Origin of the sequence: Modestobacter sp. VKM Ac-2986, assembly GCF_026967795.1 — a bacterium.
GTDB lineage: Bacteria > Actinomycetota > Actinomycetes > Mycobacteriales > Geodermatophilaceae > Modestobacter.
Map to the genome: position 1 here is coordinate 271,514 of NZ_JAPVBH010000004.1, position 21,233 is coordinate 292,746.

Annotated in this window: 19 protein-coding genes; 7 read left to right on the forward strand and 12 right to left on the reverse strand. The window is 76.1% G+C overall.

Annotation, left to right across the window (positions count from 1 at the left end):
- Positions 1-71: 71 nt before the first annotated feature.
- On the forward strand, positions 72-1,514 hold the full coding sequence (locus O2W14_RS12445; protein ID WP_269176409.1) for a zinc-dependent metalloprotease: 1,443 nt from the start codon (positions 72-74) through the stop codon (positions 1,512-1,514).
- Positions 1,515-1,581: 67 nt separating this feature from the next.
- On the opposite strand, the gene O2W14_RS12450 is transcribed toward O2W14_RS12445, so the two are convergent.
- Positions 1,582-2,208: a M48 metallopeptidase family protein gene (locus O2W14_RS12450; protein ID WP_269176410.1), complete on the reverse strand. Its 627-nt coding sequence runs from the start codon at positions 2,206-2,208 to the stop codon at positions 1,582-1,584.
- Positions 2,209-2,605: 397 nt separating this feature from the next.
- On the opposite strand from O2W14_RS12450, the gene O2W14_RS12455 reads away from it, so the two are divergent.
- Positions 2,606-3,676 (forward strand): ThiF family adenylyltransferase, encoded by a 1,071-nt coding sequence (locus O2W14_RS12455; RefSeq protein ID WP_269176411.1) that lies wholly within the window; start codon positions 2,606-2,608, stop codon positions 3,674-3,676.
- Positions 3,677-3,778: 102 nt separating this feature from the next.
- Positions 3,779-5,062, forward strand: coding sequence for an ABC1 kinase family protein (locus O2W14_RS12460; RefSeq protein WP_269176412.1), 1,284 nt, complete (start codon positions 3,779-3,781; stop codon positions 5,060-5,062).
- Positions 5,063-5,147: 85 nt separating this feature from the next.
- Here O2W14_RS12460 and O2W14_RS12465 read toward each other — a convergent pair whose 3' ends face one another.
- From O2W14_RS12465 to O2W14_RS12480, 4 genes are all read right to left on the reverse strand, one after another.
- On the reverse strand, positions 5,148-5,312 hold the full coding sequence (locus tag O2W14_RS12465) for a hypothetical protein (RefSeq protein WP_269176413.1): 165 nt from the start codon (positions 5,310-5,312) through the stop codon (positions 5,148-5,150).
- 121 nt (positions 5,313-5,433) lie between these two features.
- Positions 5,434-5,772, reverse strand: a complete 339-nt coding sequence (locus O2W14_RS12470; RefSeq protein WP_269176414.1) for a WhiB family transcriptional regulator — start codon at positions 5,770-5,772, stop codon at positions 5,434-5,436.
- Positions 5,773-5,928: 156 nt separating this feature from the next.
- Positions 5,929-6,255 (reverse strand): hypothetical protein, encoded by a 327-nt coding sequence (locus O2W14_RS12475; protein ID WP_269176415.1) that lies wholly within the window; start codon positions 6,253-6,255, stop codon positions 5,929-5,931.
- A 188-nt stretch (positions 6,256-6,443) separates the two neighbouring features.
- A complete protein-coding gene (locus O2W14_RS12480; protein WP_269176416.1) occupies positions 6,444-8,480 on the reverse strand; it encodes an ATP-dependent helicase in 2,037 nt (678 codons plus the stop codon).
- A 139-nt stretch (positions 8,481-8,619) separates the two neighbouring features.
- Between O2W14_RS12480 and O2W14_RS12485 the strand changes: the two genes are divergently transcribed.
- The 3 genes from O2W14_RS12485 (at position 8,620) to O2W14_RS12495 (ending at position 10,225) form a co-directional block, all read left to right on the forward strand.
- A complete protein-coding gene (locus O2W14_RS12485; protein ID WP_269176417.1) occupies positions 8,620-8,883 on the forward strand; it encodes a mycoredoxin in 264 nt (87 codons plus the stop codon).
- An 80-nt stretch (positions 8,884-8,963) separates the two neighbouring features.
- A complete protein-coding gene (locus tag O2W14_RS12490; protein ID WP_269176418.1) occupies positions 8,964-9,560 on the forward strand; it encodes an ANTAR domain-containing protein in 597 nt (198 codons plus the stop codon).
- Positions 9,561-9,622: 62 nt separating this feature from the next.
- Entirely contained in the window at positions 9,623-10,225 is a 603-nt protein-coding gene (locus tag O2W14_RS12495; RefSeq protein WP_269176419.1) for a uridine kinase, read from the forward strand.
- A 40-nt stretch (positions 10,226-10,265) separates the two neighbouring features.
- Here O2W14_RS12495 and nudC read toward each other — a convergent pair whose 3' ends face one another.
- The 5 genes from nudC to O2W14_RS12520 form a co-directional block, all read right to left on the reverse strand.
- Positions 10,266-11,228, reverse strand: coding sequence for an NAD(+) diphosphatase (nudC, locus tag O2W14_RS12500; RefSeq protein WP_269176420.1), 963 nt, complete (start codon positions 11,226-11,228; stop codon positions 10,266-10,268).
- A complete protein-coding gene (locus tag O2W14_RS12505) occupies positions 11,225-12,595 on the reverse strand; it encodes a M16 family metallopeptidase (protein ID WP_269176421.1) in 1,371 nt (456 codons plus the stop codon). The genes nudC and O2W14_RS12505 overlap by 4 nt, the downstream gene beginning before the upstream one ends.
- A complete protein-coding gene (locus O2W14_RS12510) occupies positions 12,592-13,902 on the reverse strand; it encodes a M16 family metallopeptidase (protein WP_269176422.1) in 1,311 nt (436 codons plus the stop codon). The genes O2W14_RS12505 and O2W14_RS12510 overlap by 4 nt, the downstream gene beginning before the upstream one ends.
- Positions 13,903-13,974: 72 nt before the next feature.
- Positions 13,975-14,895, reverse strand: a complete 921-nt coding sequence (locus tag O2W14_RS12515; RefSeq protein ID WP_269176423.1) for a DUF2510 domain-containing protein — start codon at positions 14,893-14,895, stop codon at positions 13,975-13,977.
- Between the two features lie 21 nt (positions 14,896-14,916).
- On the reverse strand, positions 14,917-16,335 hold the full coding sequence (locus O2W14_RS12520; RefSeq protein WP_269176424.1) for a dipeptidase: 1,419 nt from the start codon (positions 16,333-16,335) through the stop codon (positions 14,917-14,919).
- Positions 16,336-16,394: 59 nt separating this feature from the next.
- On the opposite strand from O2W14_RS12520, the gene O2W14_RS12525 reads away from it, so the two are divergent.
- On the forward strand, positions 16,395-17,231 hold the full coding sequence (locus O2W14_RS12525; protein ID WP_269176425.1) for an alpha/beta fold hydrolase: 837 nt from the start codon (positions 16,395-16,397) through the stop codon (positions 17,229-17,231).
- A gap of 117 nt (positions 17,232-17,348) precedes the next feature.
- Here the strand turns inward: O2W14_RS12525 and O2W14_RS12530 are convergent, their stop codons facing one another.
- Together O2W14_RS12530 and O2W14_RS12535 are read right to left on the reverse strand one after the other, a co-directional pair.
- Positions 17,349-17,810 carry a GNAT family N-acetyltransferase gene (locus O2W14_RS12530; protein WP_269176426.1) on the reverse strand — a complete coding sequence of 154 codons (462 nt, stop codon included), beginning with the start codon at positions 17,808-17,810 and terminating at the stop codon, positions 17,349-17,351.
- A 63-nt stretch (positions 17,811-17,873) separates the two neighbouring features.
- Positions 17,874-21,182: an ATP-dependent helicase gene (locus tag O2W14_RS12535; RefSeq protein WP_269176427.1), complete on the reverse strand. Its 3,309-nt coding sequence runs from the start codon at positions 21,180-21,182 to the stop codon at positions 17,874-17,876.
- Positions 21,183-21,233: the final 51 nt, after the last annotated feature.

The following is a 21,233-nucleotide window of genomic DNA, read 5'->3' on the forward strand; positions in this document are numbered from 1 at the left end:
GCGGAACGGCCGGTGCCCCGTGAGCCGGTCGGGCCGGGTCGGGCCGGGGTGCGCGCGGTTACGGTGGGGGCATGAGCGACGTGCCCTTCGGCTTCGGACTCCCTGACCGCGACCCCGAGCGCCGAGGCGAGTCCGACGGTCCCGGCGGCACCGGCCCCGGCGGTGTCGGACCCGGCGGCACCGGCCCCAGCGCCAACGACCCGTTCGGCCTGGGCGCACTGTTCGGCGGCATGGGCGGCACCGGATTCGGCGGTCCCGGTGGGGGCGACCCCTCCCAGCTGCTGGGCGGGATGCCGCTGTTCGCCGAGCTGCAGAAGCTGATGAACTACTCCGGCGGCCCGGTGAACTGGGACCTCGCCCGCCAGGGCGCGATCAGCCAGCTCGCCCCCGGCCACCAGCCCACCTCGGCCGCCGAGCGCGCCGCGGTCGCGGAGTCCCTGCGGCTGGCCGACCTGTGGCTGGACCAGGTGACCGAGCTGCCCTCGGGCATCGACCGCGGGCTGGCCTGGTCGCGGGTGGAGTGGGTCGAGCAGACCCTGCCGGCGTGGAGCGCCCTCATCGACCCGCTGGCCGAGCGCGTCGTCGCCGCGATGACCAGCGCGCTGCCGGCCGAGGCCGCCCAGATCGCCGGCCCCCTCGCCGGGATCATGGGCCAGATGGGCGGCGTGATGTTCGGCGCCCAGGTCGGCCAGGCGCTGGCCAAGCTGGCCGACGAGGTCACCACCAGCACCGAGGTCGGCCTGCCGCTGGGGCCCAAGGGCGCCGGCGTGCTCGTGCCGCAGAACGTGACCGCCTTCGGCGCTGGGCTCGACCGCCCCGAGGACGAGGTCCGCCTCTTCCTCGCCCTGCGCGAGGCCGCCCACCAGCGCCTGTTCGCCCACGTCCCGTGGCTGCGCCAGCAGCTCACCGACGCGGTGCACGCCTACGCCCGTGGCATCCACGTCGACCCCGAGGCCATCCAGCGCGGTCTCGACGAGGCGATGAGCGGCATGGAGGGCGGGCTGGACCCGCAGGACCCCGAGAGCATCCAGCGACTGCTGGGCAGCGGTGTGCTCGAGCCGGAGGAGACCCCCGAGCAGGCCATGGCGCTGCGCCGGCTGGAGACCCTGCTGGCCCTGGTCGAGGGCTGGGTCGACACCATCGTGGCCGCCGCGGCCGCCGAGCGGCTGCCCGGCCACTCGGCGCTGGCCGAGACGATGCGCCGGCGGCGGGCCTCCGGCGGTCCGGCCGAGCAGACGTTCGCCACCCTGGTCGGGCTGCACCTGCGGCCGCGCCGGGCCCGCGACGCCAGCACGGTGTGGGGCGCGATGGCCCAGAAGTACGGCCCGGCCGAGCGGGACCGCCTGTGGTCGCACCCGGACCTGCTGCCCACGTCCGACGACCTGGACGAGCCGCTGGACTTCGTGACCCGCCAGGGCGCGGCCGACCCCTTCGCCGAGCTGACCGAGGGCCCGGACCCCCGCGACGACCGCGAGGACGGCGACAGCACCGAGGGCCCCACCCCCCAAGGCTGACCGGCCCGGCCCCCTCGCAGGGGCCCGGCCCGCGCGGAGCGTGGGTCGGGGGGCGAGGGGGCCGCCGTCAGGCGACGGCGCCGGGCTCCAGGTCGTCGTCGCCGGGCCGGCCGTTCCCGGCGGAGCCGTGCTCGACGCCCTCCAGGAAGCCCAGCGCCCGGTCGGCCTGCGGGTAGGCCCGCACCAGCGCCCAGAAGTGCTCGTCGTGGCTGGCCTCGAGGAGGTGGGCGAGCTCGTGCACGAGCACGTAGTCGACGACGAACTCGGGCATGCCGCGCAGCCGGCTGGACAGCCGGATGGACCGGTCGGCCGGGGTGCAGGAGCCCCAGCGGCGGTTCTGGTTGTCGACCCACCGGATGCTGGCGGGCACCGCACGGCCACCGAGGTGGGCGTCGGACAGCTCGAGGGCGCGCACCATCAGGTCCTCGTCGGAGGCCAGGTTGCGCCGCTTGCGCTCCTCGCGGGTCTGCAGCTTGGCGACCATCTGGTCGACCCAGCGCCGCTCCTCGGCGGCGCTGAAGGCCGCGGGGATGAGCACCACGGTGCGGCCGTTCTCGCGGAAGGCGGTGACGGTGCGCCGGCGCCGGGCGCTGCGACGGACCTCCACCTCGGTGTCCGGGCGGGGGGCCGTCCGCACGGCGGGGAGGGCGGCCGTCGACGCACCCGGCGGGCGGCGGTCAGGTCGTGGTTGCACGAACGCACCGTAACCGTCGGCGGCGACGGCCTCCTGCCGAGGACACCCGGACGTGGACAGGTGCACACGGACAGTGGACACCGGGTCCGACGGCGTCCCCCGAACGGCGTAACGCCGCCGTCGCGGTCCACAGGGGGCCGTCCACGTCCGTGCAGGTGAGGACGGCGTTCACGCCCGGTTGGGCTCTCCGTCACCCGCTGGTTCCCCCGTCGGTGCACAGCGACACCCCGACGGGTCCCCACCGTGTCCACAGCTGTGTCCACAGGGTGTGGGCAACGTGCGTCCACTGCGCCCCGCGGGAACCTACGGCCCGCCCGGCCCGATCCCGCGCCGACGCGCCGGGACACCCTGTGGACGACGGCCGCGGACCGGTCGCCGCGCTGGCACGCTGCCAGCGATGACCGAGAGCCCGCACCCCCTGCTGCCCGCCGCGACCCCGGTGCTCCGGCTGGACGACGACCTCGTGCAGGTCGGTGGCGTCGACGGCCGGGCGGGCCTGCGGTTGCACCCCGCCGGCACCGAGGTCGCCGCGCTGCTGCGGGGTCTGGACGGCCGGCGCAGCGAGCGGGCGGTGCGCAGCGAGTCGGTGGCGGCCGGGTTCCCGGTCGAGGTGGTCGAGGACCTGCTGGCCGGCCTGCGCGGCGCGGGGCTGCTGCACGACCTGGCCGCCGCCGACCTGCTGGCGACCGACCCGGGGCCGGCGGCCACCGCCCGGGCCGGGCTGGAGCTGCCGGCGGCCGTCCCCCGGGCGGGCGCGGCCGGGCGCTGGCGGTCCCGCCGGCAGAGCGCCGTCGTCGTCGACGGGGCGACCCGGGTGGGCACACCGCTGGCGGCGGTGCTCGCGGCCAGTGGCGTCGGCCGCGTGCACGTGCGCGACCGCGGGCCCACCCTGGCCGGGGACGCCGTCGTCGGCGGGGCCACCGCGTCCGACGAGGGACGGCCCCGGGCCCTGGCCGCGGCCGACGCCGTCCGGCGGGTCAGCCCGCTCACCGACCTGCGACCACTGCCGCCCGGGCACACGCCGGACCTGGTCGTGCTGTGCCGCCCCTGGGCCGCCGCCGACCCGCTGTCGGCGGCGCTGCAGCACGCGGGCACGCCCCACCTGGTGGCCACCGTGCGCGGGGAGACCGGCGTCGTCGGCCCGCTGGTGCTGCCCGGGACGACCAGCAGCTGCCTGCGCTGCGCCGACGCCCGGCGGCGGGACGACGACCCGGCGTGGCCGCGGCTGGCCGCGCAGCTCGCCGGGGCCGACCCCGGGCCCAGCGGCGCCACGGTCACCTGCCTGCTCACGGCGCTCACCGCCGCGGTGCAGGTCCTCGCCCTCCTCGACGGCGACGACGAACCGGCCACGGTCGGGGCGACGCTGGAGCTGCGCCCACCGGACCTGCTCCCCCGGGTGCGCCGGTGGCCACCGCACCCGGACTGCGACTGCGGGGCCGCCGGGCGGCCGGCCGCCTCCGGTGGCTGAGTGCGGCCGGCCGGGCCGTCGGGCTCGGCCGGGGCACGGTCGGCCCCGACAGGGGACACTGTGGGGGTGAGTGACACCGGGCGCGACATCCCACGGGGGTCCGTGTCCCGCACGGCCCGTCTTGCCGCACTGCCGCTGGGGGCTGCCGGCCGGGCCACGCTCGGCATCGGCAAGCGCCTGTCCGGCCGGCCGGCCGACGAGGTGAACGCCGAGCTCCAGGAGAAGGCCGCCGAGCAGCTGTTCGCCGTCCTCGGCCAGCTCAAGGGCGGGGCGATGAAGCTGGGCCAGCAGCTGTCGATCTTCGAGGCCGCGGTGCCCGAGGAGGTGGCCGGCCCGTACCGCGAGGCACTGGTCAAGCTGCAGGAGGCCGCGCCGCCGATGCCGGTGCGCACCGTCCACGCGGTGCTGGGCCAGCAGCTGGGTGCCCGCTGGCGCGAGCGGTTCCGCGACTTCGACGACACCCCCGCGGCCGCGGCCAGCATCGGCCAGGTGCACAAGGCCACCTGGCGGGACGGCCGCGACGTCGCGGTGAAGATCCAGTACCCGGGTGCGGGCCCGGCGCTGATGGCCGACCTCAACCAGCTGGCCCGCTTCGCCCGCCTGTTCGCGGCGATGTTCCCCGGCATGGAGGTCAAGCCGCTCATCGCCGAGCTGAAGGCCCGGGCCGAGGAGGAGCTCGACTACGGCCTGGAGGCCGACGCCCAGCGCGCGTTCGCCAGGGCCTACACCGACGACGAGCAGATCGTCGTCCCGCGGATCGTGGCCAGCGCCCCGAAGGTCATCGTCTCGGAGTGGCTCGAGGGCACCCCGCTGTCCCGGATCACCGCCGAGGGCACCCGTGAGCAGCGGGACCGGGCCGGTCGGCTGATGGCCGTGCTGCACTTCTCCGGCCCGCAGCGCGCCGGCCTGCTGCACGCCGACCCGCACCCGGGCAACTTCCGGCTGATGCCCGACGGCCGGCTCGGGGTCATCGACTTCGGCGCCACCGCCCGGCTGCCCGACGGGCTGCCCGAGCCGATCGGCCGCCTGGTGCAGTGGGCACTGGCCGGCCGGGCCGAGGACGTGCTCACCGACCTGCGCGCGGAGGGCTTCGTCCGCCAGGACGTCGACGTCGACGCCCAGGCGGTGCTGGACTTCATCTCCCCGTTCCTCGCCCCGCTGTCCACGCCGTCGTTCCGGTTCACCCGTGCCTGGATGCAGGAGCAGGCCACCCGGATCGGCGACCCGCGCAGCGACGCCAGCCGGCTCGGCCGGCAGCTGAACCTGCCGCCGGCGTACCTGCTCATCCACCGGGTGACGATCGGGTCGATCGGCGTGCTCTGCCAGCTCGACGCCGAGGCGCCCTACCGCGGGATCTGCGAGGAGTGGCTCCCCGGCTTCGCCTGACCTGCGCCGGGACGACCCCGGCGGCTCAGGACGTCCCGGTCGGGAGACTGCGGTCTCCCGACCGGGACGCACGCCGGCTCCCCCGTCACCAGACGGCGGAGCTGGCCCGGGCGGCGCGCTGGGACGCCTGCTCGGCGCGCCGGGCCCAGCGCCTCGCGCTGACCACGCGGCGGGCACGGGAGGCCCGGTCGGCCTCGGCCATCCGCTCGGCCTGGTGACTGCGGACCAGGGACTGGTCGATCAGGTACATGTCGGTTCCTCCGGACGGGTCGCGCCGTCGTGCGGCGCGGGGACGGACTGGCATCGGGTGACGGGACGTCCGGTGCGGGGGCGCCGGACGGCGGGACGACGGGCCGCGAGCGACTGCCGCCTCACGCGGCGACCTCCGCCCGGACCTTGCGGGGACGTCCCCGCGGCCGCTTGCGGGCGATGACGACCCCGCGGTCGAAGATCTCGCCGCCCCAGACGCCCCAGGGCTCGGCCCGGTCGAGGGCGCCGGCGAGGCAGGCAGCCTGCACCGGGCACTCCACGCACAGGCGCTTGGCCTGCTCGAGCTGGTCGGGGCTCTCGGCGAACCACAGGTCGGGGTCCTGGACGCGGCAGGGCAGCGCCCGGCGGACGACCTGCCCCGCCGGTGCCTGGGTGGACACGTGCGTGCGGTCGAGCCCGGGCCGACGGTGGGACGTCGCGGGGTCGATCGTGGTGTGCACGGTCGCTCCTCCTCTTCCTCAGTGCGTGCGTCCGGTCGGCGGAGACCCGCCGACCGGGTGGTCGGTGGGGGCCGCGGACAAGGCCTGAGAAAGGACAGAGGCCGCGGTTCCCGGTGTCCGGGATCCGCGGCCTCGTGGGGAGGTCCAGCTGAGCTGCTAGCTCAGTGGGCCTACCGGAGGCAGGTCACCCGGGGTGCTGTTGGTGCGCTCGGCGTAGCCGCCAGGGGTGGCGGGACGACGCTGTGCATCGATCTGGACGGTGGGCAGGACGCCGGTGCCGGACAGGACACCGGTGGCGTGGGTGCGGCCCTCGGCGGCCTTCCAGCCGCGGAGCCGGACAGCCATGCCCGCAAAAGGCAGACCGGTGGTGGTCGACGGGGCGCCCGGGGTGTCCGACCAGCCCAAGCCGAGGACGGCAGCGCACGTGCCGGCAGCCGGAGAGGTCACGGTGGTGCCGACGGTCGTCGTGTCGGTGCTGTTCACGGGGCCCCTCCTTCCGGGGACGGGACCTGGCCTCTCGGCCTGGCCCGGTGCTGACTCGTGCGGTGTCGTGCGGTGGAGCCGGTGGTGCGTCCTGGATCACTCCCAGGTGCTGCAGCGAAGGCTAGGGGACCCGCCGCGAGGGGGTCAACCGATTAACGAGTTCTTCTGCGACTGGTCATCTCTGCAGGTCAGGAGCCCTGCGCGTCCTCGATGGCCGACAGCACCCCGGCGCCGTAGAGGTCCAGCTTGCGCGAGCCCACGCCGGGCAGGCCCGACAGCTCGGCGAGCGTCCCGGGCCTGGCCTCGGCGATCGCCTGCAGTGTGGCGTCGGTGAAGACGACGTAGGCCGGCACCGAGGCCTCCTGGGCGGCGGCGCTGCGCCAGGTCCGCAGGCGCTCGAACAGCTCCCCGGCCTCGCCGTCCAGCACGACCTTGGCCCGCTTCACCGGACGCCGGACCGCGGCGGCGGCGTCCGGGGCGAGGCCGTCGAGGAAGCGGCTGCGGGGTCGCGAGCGCCGTCCGCCGGGGTTGCGCGCCAGCGACCAGGACAGCGTCAGCTGCTCCCGGGCGCGGGTCACCGCGACGTACAGCAGCCGCCGTTCCTCCTCCACCGCCTCCGGCCGGGACTGCGACTGGGCGATCGGGACGACGCCGTCGACCAGGCCGACGACGAAGACGGCGTCCCACTCCAGGCCCTTCGCGGCGTGCATCGAGGCCAGGGTGACGCCCTGCACGGTCGGGGCGTGCTGGGCGTTGGCCCGCTCGGCCAGGTGGGCGACGAACCCGGCGAGGTCGAGGGTGGGCTGCTCGGAGACCAGGTCGACGGCCAGGTCGACCAGGGCGGCCAGGGACTGCCAGCGGTCGCGGGCCGCGCCACCGGGCGGCGGCCGGTGCTCGGCCCAGCCGACCGAGGCCAGCACGTCGCGGACGGCGGGCACCAGGGCACCGGGGTCGTTGCCGCCGGCGGCCGCGCCGCGCAGCAGCACGACCGCCTCGCGCACCTCGGGCCGCTCGAAGAACCGCTCGCCGCCCTTGAGCACGTACGGCACCCCGAGGTCCGCCAGCGCCGACTCGTAGACCTGCGACTGGGCGTTGATCCGGAACAGGACGGCGATCTCACTCGCCGGCAGCCCGCTGTCGACCAGCTCGCGGCAGGCCCGCGCGACCGCCGCGGCCTCGGCCGGCTCGTCGTCGTGCTCGACGAACCGGGGCGCGGGGCCCTCGGCGCGCTGGCCCAGCAGCCGGAGCCCGGGCAGGCCCTTGCGGGGCGGGGCCTGGCCGATGAGCTTGTTGGCCAGGCCGACGACCTGGGGCGTGGACCGGTAGTCGCGCTCGAGCTTGACCACCTCGGCGTCGCCGTAGCGGTCGGCGAAGCCCAGCAGGTACTCCGGGTCGGCCCCGGTGAAGGAGTAGATCGTCTGGTTCGGGTCGCCGACCACGCACACCTCGGCCCGGCCGCCGAGCCAGGCGTCGAGCAGCCGCTGCTGCAGCGGGTTGACGTCCTGGTACTCGTCGACGACGAAGTGCCGGTACTGGGCGCGCACCTCGCGGGCGACGTCCCGGTGCTCCTCGATGGCGTAGGCGGTGACCAGCAGCAGGTCCTCGAAGTCCAGGGCCCCGTCGCGGGACTTGGCCTCCTCGTAGCTCTGGTAGACCGCGGCCACGGCGGCGGCGTCGAAGGGCAGGTCGCGGCCGGCCGCGGCGGCGCGGGCCGGGTAGTCCTCCGGCGTGGCCAGCGTCGTCTTGGCCCACTCGATCTCGCTGGCCAGGTCCCGCAGGCTGGTGCGGTCGGTGGTGAGCCGGTTGCGGGTGGCCGCGCCGGCGACGACCCGGAGCTTGTTCTCGATCAGCTCGGGCATCGGGCCGCCCAGCACCCGGGGCGCGAAGTAGCGGAGCTGGCGCATCGCCGCGGCGTGGAAGGTGCGGGCCTGCACCCCGCCGACGCCCAGCGCCGACAGCCGGCCGCGCAGCTCCCCGGCGGCGCGGGCGGTGAAGGTCACCGCGAGCACCTGCTCGGGCACGTACTCCCCCAGGTGGACGCCGTAGGCGATCCGGTGGGTGATGGTGCGGGTCTTGCCCGTCCCGGCGCCGGCGAGGATGCACACCGGGCCCCGCACGGCCTCCGCGGCGGCCCGCTGCTGTTCGTCCAGCCCGGCCAGGACGGCGTCCGCTCCCGCCGCTCCCCCCGTGCCCGTCCGCGCGCCTGCCACCTCTGTCGTCCCCACGTGAGGATCCTCCCAGCCGGGCGGGCGAGCGGGGGGAAGCATCCCCAGGACGGCGACGTTGCGCGTGCGGCACACCCCGACGCCGGCACACCCCCACCCGGGTGTCCCGCCCGGGGAACGACGAGGGAGGATCGACCAGATGAGCGCTCCGGCAGCCGCGGTGACGATGTACACGACCAACTGGTGCGGCTACTGCATGCGGTTGAAGAAGCTGATGCAGCGCGAGGGCATCGAGTTCGCCGAGGTGAACATCGAGGAGGTCGACGGCGCGGCCGACGTCGTGATGGCCGCCAACGGGGGCAACCAGACGGTGCCCACGCTGGTGTTCACCGACGGCACCGCGCTCACCAACCCGAGCATCGACCAGGTCAAGGCCCAGCTCGCGGCGTCACCCCGCGCGTGATCCCGGGACCGCGGCCCTCGGGGGGCGACGACCGCCCTCCGGGTGGCTGCGGTGACGCACCGTCCGGCGAGGAGCCGACGGTGCGCCGGCCGATCCCGGTCGCGTTCCCGCCCGGGGTGCTGCACGGCCCCTCCGGTGGCCCGGCCGCGGTCGTCGTCCGCACGACCCGGGGGTGGGCGGTGCTCAGCGGCGACCGGCACGCCACCCCGGAGCCGGAGCCGGCCGACGTCGTCCGCGACGGGCTGACCCTCGTGGAGGCCATGACCCTGGCCGATCTGCTGACCAGCGAGCTCGGCGCGGGACCGGAGCCGGACCGGGCCAGCCGGCGGGCGGCCCGGGCCACCGCCGGCGGTGCCGGCCTGGACCCGGCCGACGCCCCTGACCCGCGCGACGCCGAGCTCGCGGCCCTCCGCCGCACGGTGGGCCAGCTCGAGCACGCCCTCGCCGCGCGGGTCTCCATCGAGCGCGCCATCGGGGTGCTGGCCGAGCGGCACGGCACCACCCCACGCGCGGCGTTCGAGGACCTGCGCGGGCGGGCCCGCTCACAGGGCCGCCCGGCCACCGACCTGGCCGCCGAGGTGCTGGACGGGCTGCCGCTGCGCCCGGCGTCCCCGCGGCCGGGCGACCCGGACCCGACCGCTCCGGAGCGCTCCGCCGAGCCCGGGACGATGAGCTGACCTCCCCGCTCCCGCTCTCGCCGGACGCGCTCGCCGACCGGCTGGCCGCCCTGCTCGCCGCCGTGCCGCCCGAGCCGGGTGCGACCGCGCTGCGGGTCGCCGTGGACGGGCCCGACCTGCCCGGGAGGGCCGGGGTGACCGGGCCGCAGGTGCTGGCGGACGCGCTCGCCGAGCGGCTGCCGAGCCTGAGCCGGCCGTCGGTCGTCGTCCCGGCCGAGGGGTTCTACCGGCCGGCGTCGCTGCGGCTGGAGCACGGGCGCACCGACCCGGATGCGCGCTACAGCGACTGGCTGGACAGCGGGGCGCTGGCCCGCGAGGTGCTGGACCGGTGCGGACCGCACGGGTCGGGTGAGTACCTGCCGGCGCTGTGGGACCTGGCGCGGGACCGTGCCGCCCGGCTGCCGCACCACCCGGCACCCGAGGGCGGCGTGCTGCTCGTGCCGGGGTCACTGCTGCAGGGACTCGGACTGGCCTTCGACGTCGTCGTGCACCTGCGCGTCTCCCCTGCGGCCCGCCGGCGTCGGGTGCCGGCCGACCGCGCCTGGGAGCTGCCGGCCTTCGACCGCTACGACGACGAGGTCGACCCGGTGTCCCTGGCCGACGCCGTGGTGCTCGCCGACCACGCCGACCGCCCGGCCCTCGTCCTCCAGGGCCGGTTCGCCTAGGTGTGCTCCGGCCCCCGTGCAGCCGCACGAGGGCCCTCCCTCAGGAGAACTCGCCGGCCACCCAGCGGTCGATGATGTGCCGGGCGATCGAGACGTTCGGCGGCAGGGCCTGCGGGCCGGTGCCGGAACGCAGCTCGTCCCGGGTGAACCAGCGGGCCTCCTCGATCTCGTCGTCGTCGACGGCAAGTTCGAGGTCGGTGGCCCGGGCGACGTAACCGAGCATCAGCGACTGCGGGAACGGCCAGGGCTGGCTGGAGACATAGCGGATGTCGGTGACCCCGATGCCGACCTCCTCGGCGACCTCGCGGGCGACCGCCGCCTCGGCGGACTCCCCCGGCTCGACGAAGCCGGCCAGGATCGAGAACCGGCCCGCGGGCCACGCGGCCTGCCGGCCGAGCACGCACCGGTCGCCGCCGTCGTGCACCAGCATGATCACGGCGGGGTCGGTGCGGGGGAAGACCTCCCGGCCGCTCTCCGGGTCGCGCTGGGCCCAGCCGGACCGCTCGACCGTCGTGCGGGCGCCGGTGATCGGGGAGAACCGGTTCCGCTCGTGCCACTCGATGATCCCGATCGTCTGGGACAGCAGCCCGGCGTCGAGGTCGTCGAGCTGGGCGCCCACCTGGCGCAGCCCGGTCCAGCTGCCGACCGGCTGTCCGCCCACGGTGTCCGGGCGCGGCGCGCGCAGCGCCGCGTACGGGACGCCGTCGGCCTCGCCCAGGTAGATCGCGCCCTCGGGGTAGGTCGCGCGCTCGTCGAAGACCAGCGCGGGACCCTCCGGCCCCTCGTGCACCGGGACGTTGCGCTGGTCGTCGACCAGCAGCACCCGCACCGGCCGGCCCCGCGCCGGGTCGGGCAGCAGCCGCTCGAGGTGCCCACGGTCGTGCGCGGTGCGCGACAGCAGGGGGACGTCGGTGACCGCACCGGCCCGGCTGTCGTCGGGCCACTCGCCGCGGGACGGCGGCGGGTTGTCGGCCGTCGAACTACCGCCGGCGGGGACGGTCACGGCTGGGCTTCAGCGGCCGGCACGCCGACCTCGACCGGACCCAGGACGCGGAGCTGGTCGGTGACCTGGTCGGCGTCGCCGACGACGACCGCGGTGAGCGCGGAGGGTGCCAGCCACTGCCGCGAGGCCTCGGTGACCTCGTCGATGCCGACGGTGAGCAGCGCCCGCTGGTGCTCGGCCAGCCACTCGGCCGACAGGCCCGCCCCGAACAGCGCCGACAGGGTGCTGGCCAGCCCGCCATGGGTCGCCGTCCCGAGGGCCATGGTGCCCAGCAGGTAGCGGCGGGCGGAGTCCAGCTCGGCCTCGGTGACCGGGGTGAGCGCCATGCGGCTGAGCTCGTAGACGGTCTCCATCAGCGCCGGGCCGGTGACGCCGGTGGCGACGTCGGCCTCGACGGTGAACGTCGAGCCGGCGAGCAGGTGCTCCACACCGCTGCGCGGGCTGTAGGTGTAGCCGCGGCGCTCGCGGATGTTCTCCACCAGGCGGGAGGAGAAGTAGCCGCCGAAGACCATGCTCGCCAGCCGGAGGGCGGGGAGCTGGGGGTCGGTGCGGCCCGGTGCACGGCCACCCAGGCGCAGGTTGGACTGGACCGCACCGGGACGGTGGACCAGCTGCAGCGGCTGCGCCGGCGTGAGCGGCACGGGCGGAGCGGTGACGGCGGTGCCCTCGGTGGTCCAGCCGGCCAGCGCGGAGCCGACCAGGTCGGCCGCGGCCGCGGGGTCGACGTCGCCGACCAGCACCAGCGTGCTGCCGGCCGGGCGGACGCGCTCCCGGTGCAGCTTGCGCAGCGCGGCCGGGGTGACGCCGGCGACCAGGGCGGCCGAGGGCAGCTGCTGGCCGTAGGGGTGGGCGCCGTACCGCCGGGTGGCCAGTGCGGTGCCGGCGATGGTGCGGGGCTGGGAGCGGGCGATCTCGATCCGCTCGACCACCCGGTCGCGCTCGGCCTGGACCTGCCCGCCGGGGTAGGTCGCAGAGGTGAGCAGCTCGGCCAGCACGCCGAGCACCGGGCCCAGGCCGGTGGGCAGCATGGTGGTGGAGAACAGCAGCCGGTCGGCGTCGTCGGACACCGACATCTCGCCGCCCTGGGCCTGCAGCAGCTGGGCGATCTCGAGCTGGTCGTGCGCCGCAGTGCCCATCAGCACCGCACCGGTCAGCACCGAGGCGCGGGCGGTGTGCGCCGCCGCCGTCCGTGCGGTGGCCGCGAAGGGGATGCGCAGCCGCAGCTCGACCAGCGGCACGCCCGGACGCGGGACGACGACCAGCCGCAGCCCGTTGGGCAGGGTGGTCTCGTGGACCTCCGGGACCAGGGCCGGGCGGGGCTCGCCCAGCGGCGGCACCAGCGACATGTCCAGGACGGGGGCACTCACTTGGATCCTCCGGTCGCGCGCAGTTCCAGGACGGCGGCGGTGTCGGGCGAGAGCCCGGCGGCCGCGGTGCGCACCTGCTCGGGGGTGACCCGGGCCAGCCGGCCGGCGAGCTCACCGGCCAGCTCGGCGCGGCCGTGGATCAACTCCGCGGAGGCGAAGCCGAGCGTGCGGCCGAGCACGGAGTCGGCCTGCTGCAGCAGCTGGGCCTCGATCCGGGCCTGCACGCGGGCGAGCTCGGCGGGCTCGACGCCGTCGGTGGCGACCCGGTCGACCTCCTCGTGCACCGCGGTCAGCACCCGCTCGACCGGGACGTCGGCGGAGTGGTGCACCTCGCTGACCAGCAGCGTGGCGTCGCGGACGTCGAAGGGGTCACCGAACAGGCCGAGGTAGCTGCTCTGGCCGACCGCGATCCGGTCGGTGTGCAGCAGCCGGCGCTCCAGCCGGGAGGCGTCGCCCTCGCTGAGCAGCTCGGTGAGCAGCACGGTGCCGAGGTAGGTGTCCAGGTCCCCGACCGGGTCGGGCACCCGCCAGCCGACGGCCACCGCGGGCAGCGGGGCCAGCGGGTCCTCGACGACGCCGCGGCGGGCGGTGGTCGGCGAGGGCTCCCCCACCACCGGCGCGGGCGGGGCCGGCCGGGCCGGCACGGCGTCGAACCAGCGGCGGACGAGCACCTCGGCCTCGGCGACGTCCAGGTCGCCGCCGATGCACAACACCGCGTTGGCCGGGGCGTAGTAGCGGGAGAAGAAGTCGGTCGCGTCGTCGACGGTGGAGGACTCCAGGTCGACGAAGGAGCCGTAGCCGTCGTGGGTGTTGGCGAAGCTCTCGAACGCGATCGGCGGCAGCTGCAGCCAGGGGAAGGCGCCGTAGGGCCGGTTGAGCACGTTGACCCGGATCTCCTCCTTCACCACGTCGATCTGGTTGCGGAGGTTCTCCTCGGTGATCGCCGGGGCCGCCATCCGGTCGGCCTCCAGGAAGACAGCGCGCTCCAGCGCCTCGGAGGGCAGCGCCTGGAAGTAGTTCGTGTAGTCCTGGTGGGTCGAGCCGTTGAAGGTGCCGCCGGCGGCCTGCACGAGCCGGGCGTGCTCCATCTTCGGCACGTTCGCCGACCCCTGGAACATCATGTGCTCGAAGAGGTGGGCGAAGCCGGTGCGACCCGGGGGCTCGGACCTCATGCCGACGTCGTAGTAGACGCTCACGGCGACGACGGGAACGCTCCGGTCCGGCGCGAGCACCACCCGCAGCCCGTTGTCGAGCGTGAACCGCTCGACCGGGTGCCGCAGGGTCAGGTCGGCCCCAGCTGCTGTCACGCTCCCGACCCTAACCGCGCCCTGCGACACGCCGGTCGTCGGGACGGCTGGACCACCCGTCCGGACGACGACTCAGAGCACGTCGACGTCGTCGAGGACCCGGTCGATCGTGCCGTACAGCTCGGCGTGGGTGTTGGGGATCGACAGGTACAGCAGGGCCGGCGAGGGCCTGCCGACGTCGATCACCAGCAGCGCCGCGCGCTCACCGCTGGCGTCGTAGTCCGGGTCGTCCCAGCGGAGGTCGAACTCGTAGAGCCAGGCGTCGGCGCCGTCCACGGTGCGGGCCTCGCTGCGCAGCACCTGCCGCTCGTTGGGCCGCGGGTAGTAGCTGGCGCGCACGCGGTCGGCGACGGCCTGGCCGGTGCCCTGCAGCGTGCCGGTGCCACCGCCCCAGCCGAAGCCGGCGGCGAGCGGGCCGGAGGTGCACTGGGCGATGAAGTCCTCGGACTCCCCGCCGGGCACCGCGGGCGGGACGTCGTCCTGGGTGACGAAGTACTGGCCCGCGGTGGCCGTCGTCTCCGCCACGTCGCCGCGGTCCCACTCGAACCAGCCGTTGCCCAGGTACGGGTAGGAGATGCCCGCCTCCCGGTCGAAGATCCGCACCGTGCCCGGCGGGAACGTGCTGGTGGGCGAGCTGGGCGCGGCCTGCGGTGCGCGGTCGTCGTCCTCGCTCCCGCTGGAGGTGCCGAGGAGCACCGCGACCAGCAGCAGCACCAGGGCGAGCCCGAGGCCGCCGAGGGTGACCAGCAGGCCGGTGGACGGCGTCCGTCGGGGCCTCGTCGGCTCCGGCGTCCCCCACGAGTCCCAGGTCTGCGCCGGTCCCGTCGCCGCCGGGACCGCGGGGTCGAAGGACCGCCCGACGGTCACCCCGGGCCCGGCCGGGGTGGTGACGTCGGACCAGTCCGAGCCGCTCCACCAGCGCACCAGCCCGGCCCCGCCGTCGGGGTCCGGGTACCAGCCCGGTGGCGGGCTGGGCTGCCCCGGTCCGGTCATGCGAGCACTGTAGGTGGCCGGTCAGCCGGAGAAGCGGACGCCGGCGAGCTCGCGCCACAGGTGCGCGGTGGCCTCGGCGCCGCGGTAGAGCATCGGCAGCAGCACCCGCTCGTTCGGCGAGTGGATGCGGTCGGTGGGGAGCCCCGCGCCGAGGAACAGCAGCGGTGCGCCGAGGATGCCGGCGAGGTCGGCTTCCGGGCCGCTGCCGCCCTCGCGGGTGAACAGCACCTGGTCGGCGTCGGTGTCGAAGGCCTGGCCGATGGAGCGCAGCAGGGCGTCCATCGCCGGGTGGTCCAGGTCGCTGGCGCAGGGCGCGACGCCGCCGGCGGGCACATGCACGTCGGCCTCGATGCCGTCCGGGACGTTGGCCTGCACCCAGGCGCGCACCTGGTCGGCGAGGTCGGCGGGCACCTGGTCGGCGACGAGCCGGAAGGTGATCTTGGCGTGCGCCTCGGCCGGGACGATCGTCTTGTGCCCGGGGCCGGTGTAGCCGCCCCACATGCCGTTGACCTCGGCGGTCGGGCGGGCGCCGACCCGCTCCAGGGTGGTGAAGCCGGCCTCGCCGGTGGCGACGCGGGAGGCGGCCGGGCCGGCGAGCCAGGCGGCCTCGTCGAAGGGCACCCGGCCCATCAGCTCGCGCTCGCGCTCGGACAGCGGGCGCACCTTGTCGTAGAAGCCGGGCAGCGTGACCCGCCCGGACTCGTCGTGCAGGCTCGCGACCAGCTCGGCCATCGCGTGCAGCGGGTTCGGGACGGCGCCGCCGAAGGAGCCCGAGTGCAGGTCGACGGCCGGGCCGCGCAGGGTGATCTCGGCGTCGGCCAGCCCGCGCATCGCGGTGACGGCGCTGGGGACGTCGGCGGCGGCCATGCCGGTGTCGCTGACCACGATGACGTCGCAGGCCAGCCGGTCGGCGTGCGCGCGCAGCAGGTCGGCGAAGTACGGCGAACCGGACTCCTCCTCCCCCTCCACGATCAGCTTGACGGTGACGGCAGGGGTGTCGCGGCCGGTGGCGGCCAGGTGGGCGCGCATGCCGAGCAGGTGGAAGGCGACGTTGCCCTTGTCGTCGATGGCACCGCGGGCGTGCAGCTCCGGGCCGGCGGGGGTCTCGACGACGGTGGGCTCGAACGGCGGGTGCTCCCACAGCTCCAGCGGGTCGACCGGCTGCACGTCGTGGTGGCCGTAGACGAGCGCGACCGGGGCGTCGGCGTCCGCGGACGGCCACTCGGCGTAGACCGCCGGGGCGCCCTCGGTCTGCCAGATCTCGACGGTCGGGAAGCCGGTGCGGCGCAGCGCCTCGGCCAGCCACTCCGCGCTCGCGGCCACGTCGCCGGCGTGCGCCGGGTCGGCGGAGATCGACGGGATCCGCAGCCAGGCGTCGAGGTCGGCGTGCAGGTCGTCGAGGTGGGCGGTGACGAAGTCGCGTTCCGCGGAGCTGCTCACGCCCCGCACGCTATCCCGCCGTCCGGGCCGCCCGTCGGGACGGGAGCTAGGTTGCGTGCATGGCCGTCGGGATGCTGCAGGTGGACGTCGGGGACCTCACGTTCGACGTACGGACCGACGGACCGGACGACGGCCCGCCGGTGCTGCTGCTGCACGGCTTCCCGGAGACGTCGCTGAGCTGGTCGGCCGTGACGCCGCTGCTGGCCGAGGCCGGGCTGCGCACCTTCGCCCCCGACCAGCTGGGCTACTCCCCCGGCGCCCGCCCCGACGAGGTCGACGCCTACTCCCTGCCCTCGCTGGTGCAGGTGACCGCGGACCTGATGACCGCCCTCGACGTCCCCGTGGCCCACGTCGTCGGCCACGACTGGGGTGCCTACGTCGCCTGGGCCCTGGCCGCCTGGCACACCGACCGGGTGCGCACGCTGACCGCCGTCTCGGTGCCGCACCCGACCGCGATGACCCTGGCCATGAAGGCCGACCCGGAGCAGCGGGAGCGCTCGGCCTACATGCGGCTCTTCCGCCAGGAGGGCGAGGCCGAGGCCGCACTGCTCGCCGACGACGCCCGCCGGCTGCGCCGCGTGCTCGAGGCGCCGGGCGTGCCGGCCGAGGCGGTCGACGTCTACGTCGCGCAGCTGTCCGCGCCGGGCGCGCTGACCGCGGCGCTGAACTGGTACCGGGCGATGGACGGCACCCGGGTCGACCCGGTCGACGTGCCGACGACGTACGTGTGGAGCGACGAGGACGTCGCGGTCGGCCGGACCGCCGCCGAGGCCTGCGCGGACCAGGTGACCGCCGACTACCGGTTCGTCGAGCTGCCCGGGATCACGCACTGGGTGCCGGAGCAGGCCCCCGAGGCGTTGGCCCGCGCGATCATCGACCGGGTCGCCTCCGCCTGACCCCAGGACACGAAGTGCGCTGGGGCGGGGTGGACGATGTCCTCACCCCGCCTGAGCCCACACCGAGCAGCAGGGCACCGGCGTGAGGGCTCACCTCCGACGGCCACGGCCCGGCCGTCACAGCGTCAGCTTCATGCCGACGTGGCTGGCGGTGAAGCCGAGGGACTCGTAGAAGCGGTGGGCGTCCGGGCGCGTCGCGTCGGTGGTGAGCTGCACCAGCACGCAGCCGCGCCCCCGCGCCTGCTCGACCGCCCAGGTCAGCAGCTCGCGGCCCAGCCCGCTCCCCCGCTGGGACGACGCCACCCGCACCGCCTCGACCTGCGCACGCTCACCACCGCGGCGGACCAGGTGCGGCAGGAACGACAGCTGCAGCGTCCCGACGACCACGCCGTCCACCTCTGCGACGACCAGCCGGGTGCGCGGGTCGTCGGTGACCGCCGCGAAGGCGCGCAGGTACTCCGGGACCAGCGGCTCGCCCGGCTGCTCGCGGGTCGAGCCCAGCTCGTCGTCGGCGTACAGCGCGACGATCGCCGGCAGGTCCTTCTCCTGCGCGTCCCGCACGATCACCGGGCCACCCACACCTGCATTCTCGGGGCGTCCGGGGCCGGGAGACCACCAGGACGCAGGACTCGGGCACCGGCCTCACGCGCCGTCGATCAGAGCGAGCAGGCCGGCCTCGTCGAGGAGGTCGACCGGGCGCAGCGTGCGGTTGGCGGCGACGTGGTGGAAGCCGGCGCTGACCCGCTCGACCGGCACGCCGGTGAGCCGGGACCAGCCCAGCCGGTAGGCGGCCAGCTGCACCCCGGCCGCGGCGAGCTCGGCGGCGCCGGGCACCGGGCCGGTCTTCCAGTCGATGACCTCGAAGCCGCCGTCGGGGGTGGCGTAGACCGCGTCGATCCGACCGCGCAGGGTCAGCGGGCCCAGCGGCGTCTCGAACGGGGCCTCCACGTCGACGGGCTGACGGTCGGCCCACTCGCTGGCCAGGAACGCCTGCTGCAGCGCGGTCAGCGCGGTGTCCGGTGCCGCGGCGGCGTCGCCGCTGCCGGGCAGCTCGTCGAGGTCGATGAGCCGTGAGGTCCCGAAGCGCTCCTCCAGCCAGGCGTGGAACGCCGTCCCGCGCCGGGCCAGCGGTGCCGGTGCCGCGGGCATCGGACGGCGCAGCCGGCGGGCCAGCTCGGCCGGGTCACGGCGCAGCGCGACCAGCGAGGACACCGACAGGTGCGAGGGCAACGGGACGTCGACGGTGCCGCGGCTGTGCTCGGCGCGCTCCCGCAGCAGCAGGTCGGCGTCCCGGATCCAGTCGGCGACCAGCGGGTCGTCGGTGGCGCCGAGGGTGTCGGCGGTGAGCGGGTGCGGCTCGGTGACCGCGACCAGCTCGGCGGCGGCGGTGAGCGCCCGGCGGCGTCCCGAGGACAGCGGGTCGACCGGCCAGACCCCGACTGGCCACTCGGCCAGCGCGGGGTTCTCGGCGTCGTCCTCGGGCGGGGATGCCCACGCGTCGACCACCCCGGCGCCGTCGTCGCAGGCGTCCTTGAGCGTGAGCAGCAGCGCGGACGGGCCGCACGCCGTCTTGCCGTCCCGCCACCAGCTGCCCGAGCACAGCAGCAGGTGCTTGGCGCGGGTGACCGCGACGTAGCCCAGCCGGATCTCCTCGGCCAGGCCGAAGTCCTTCCACTCCTCGACGTACTCCTCCAAGGCGTCGCGCACCGCGGCCTGGTCGCCGGACCCGGGCACCGGCAGCCGCAGCTGCGGCAGCTCGGCGCGGTCGGTGGCGCGCAGGTCGACCGGGACGGCGCCGGGGTCGCGGATCCAGGAGTCCGACGCGTCGCCCTTGGCCGGGAACTGACCCACCGTCATGCCGGGCACCGCGACGACGTCCCACTCCAGCCCCTTGGCCGAGTGACCGGTGAGCAGCTGGACGGCCTCCGGGTTGACCGCGACCTCACCGGGTTCCAGCCCGCGCTCGCGGACCTCGGCGTCGGCCAGGTACCCGAGGAACGCCGGCAGCGAGGGCAGCTCGGCCAGCTCGCTGAACTCGGCGGCCACCTCGTGCAGGGCGTCGAGGTGGGTGCGCGCCCCGCCCGGGGTGACGTCGGGGTGGCTGGCCAGCTCGGTCTCCAGCCCTAGGCTGCGGACCACCTCGTCGACCAGGTCGGGCAGCGACTCCCCCAGCCGGGAGCGCAGCGCGGTGAGCTCGTTGGCCAGCCGGCGCAGCCGCCGGTGCCCCTCGGTGGAGTAGGCCTCGGCCCGGCCGAGGTCGTCGAGGGCCTCGATGATGCTGCCGCGCTCGCGGGGCGGGGTGGGCGCCGCCGGGGCGCCGGCCTCGGGCGGGGTGGCGTCCTCCACGGGCTCGGGCGAGGTGGAGCGCTCGCGCACCAGGGCCCGGGACCGCGCCTCGAGGGCAGCCAGGTCGCGCGGGCCGATCCGCCAGCGGGCGCCGGTGAGCAGCCGGCCCAGCGCGTCGCCGGCGCTGGGGTCGACCAGCACCCGCAGCGTGGCGACGACGTCGGAGACCTCCGGGACGTCGAGCAGCCCGCCCAGGCCGACGACCTCGACGGGCAGGCCGCGCTCGCGCAGCGCCGCGGCGATCCCCGGCAGCTGGGCCCGGCGCCGGACGAGGACGGCGATGGTCGGGCGCTTCGACCCGTCGCCGGTGCCCTTCCAGGCCTGCTCGAGCCGGTCGGCGAGCGCCTGGGTCTCCTCGGCGACCGTGTCGTGGAGGCCGACGTGCACCTCACCGGGGCCGGCGGTCGGCGCGGCCTCCAGGTCCGGCAGCGGCACGACCGGCTCGGGCAGCATCCCGGCGACGGCGTTGGCCATGGTCAGCACGGCCCGGTCGTTGCGCCAGCTGGTGGACAGCGTCAGCCGCGCGGCCGGGCGCTCGGGCGTGCCGGGGAAGGTGCGGTCGAACCGCTCGATGGTGCCCGCCGACGCACCGCGCCAGCCGTAGATCGACTGCCGGGGGTCGCCGACCGCCAGCACCGGGTGCCCGCCCGGGCCGCCGAACAGCGCCTCGAGCATGCGCAGCTGGCCGACGCTGGTGTCCTGGTACTCGTCGAGCAGCACGACCCGCCACCGGGCGCGCTCGCGCCGGCCGACCTCGGCGGAGGTGACCGCGACCCGGGCGGCCAGCGACACCTGGTCGGCGTAGTCGATGGCCCCGGCGGCGCGCTTGCGGGCGGCGAACGCCTCGACCATCGGCAGCAGCGCGACCCGGGCCCGCTGCCGCTGGACCATCTTGAGGACGTCGGCGTACGGGCCCTTCTTGCGCCCGGCGTCGGGGTAGCCGCGCAGCTGGGACTCGAACCGCGCGGTCCAGGCGCGCAGCGCGGCCGGGGTGACGTCGTGCTCGCCCAGCTCGGCGGCCAGCTGCAGCACGTCCTCGGTGGTGGTGACCAGGCCGAGCGCGACGTCGCTCATGTCGCCGGTGTGGCTCGCCACCGCGGTGGCGGCCTGCCCCCAGCACATGGCCGGGCCGAGCACGCCGGAGCCGGGCTCCACGCCGATCCGCAGTCCGTGCTCGGCGACGATGGACGCCGCGTAGCCGTGGTAGGTCGCCACCGTGGGGGCGGCGACAGCCAGCCGCTCGCGCAACGCCGGGTCGGTGTCGGGGTGCTCGGCCAGGGCGCCCAGCCGGAGCCGCACCCGGGCGTTGAGCTCGCTGGCGGCCTTGCGGGTGAAGGTCAGGCCGAGCACGGCCTCGGGGGCGACCAGCTGGTTGGCGACCAGCCAGGCGACCCGGGCGGCCATCGTCTCGGTCTTGCCCGAGCCCGCGCCGGCCACGACCACCAGCGGCCGGTCGACCGGGGCCTCGACGACGCCGGCCTGCTCCGGCGACGGGGCGTAGCTCAGCCCGCAGCGCGCGGCGACCTCGGCCGGGGTGAGGAGTCGCGGCACCTCGGGCACCGCGACCGGCTGCACGCCGGGCACGTCGAAGGACAACTGCGTCATGCCGACTCCTCGCTGGTGCTCGTCGCCGTCCCGCCGCAGCAGGCCGGGGAC

What these genes read in the sequence shown, in the direction of transcription:
- O2W14_RS12445 (WP_269176409.1), top strand. Translation starts at nt 72, where the DNA reads ATGAGCGACGTGCCCTTCGGCTTCGGACTCCCTGACCGCGACCCCGAG.
- O2W14_RS12455 (WP_269176411.1), top strand. Translation starts at nt 2,606, where the DNA reads ATGACCGAGAGCCCGCACCCCCTGCTGCCCGCCGCGACCCCGGTGCTC.
- O2W14_RS12465 (WP_269176413.1), bottom strand. Translation starts at nt 5,312, where the DNA reads ATGTACCTGATCGACCAGTCCCTGGTCCGCAGTCACCAGGCCGAGCGG.
- O2W14_RS12485 (WP_269176417.1), top strand. Translation starts at nt 8,620, where the DNA reads ATGAGCGCTCCGGCAGCCGCGGTGACGATGTACACGACCAACTGGTGC.
- O2W14_RS12515 (WP_269176423.1), bottom strand. Translation starts at nt 14,895, where the DNA reads ATGACCGGACCGGGGCAGCCCAGCCCGCCACCGGGCTGGTACCCGGAC.
- O2W14_RS12525 (WP_269176425.1), top strand. Translation starts at nt 16,395, where the DNA reads ATGGCCGTCGGGATGCTGCAGGTGGACGTCGGGGACCTCACGTTCGAC.
- O2W14_RS12535 (WP_269176427.1), bottom strand. Translation starts at nt 21,182, where the DNA reads ATGACGCAGTTGTCCTTCGACGTGCCCGGCGTGCAGCCGGTCGCGGTG.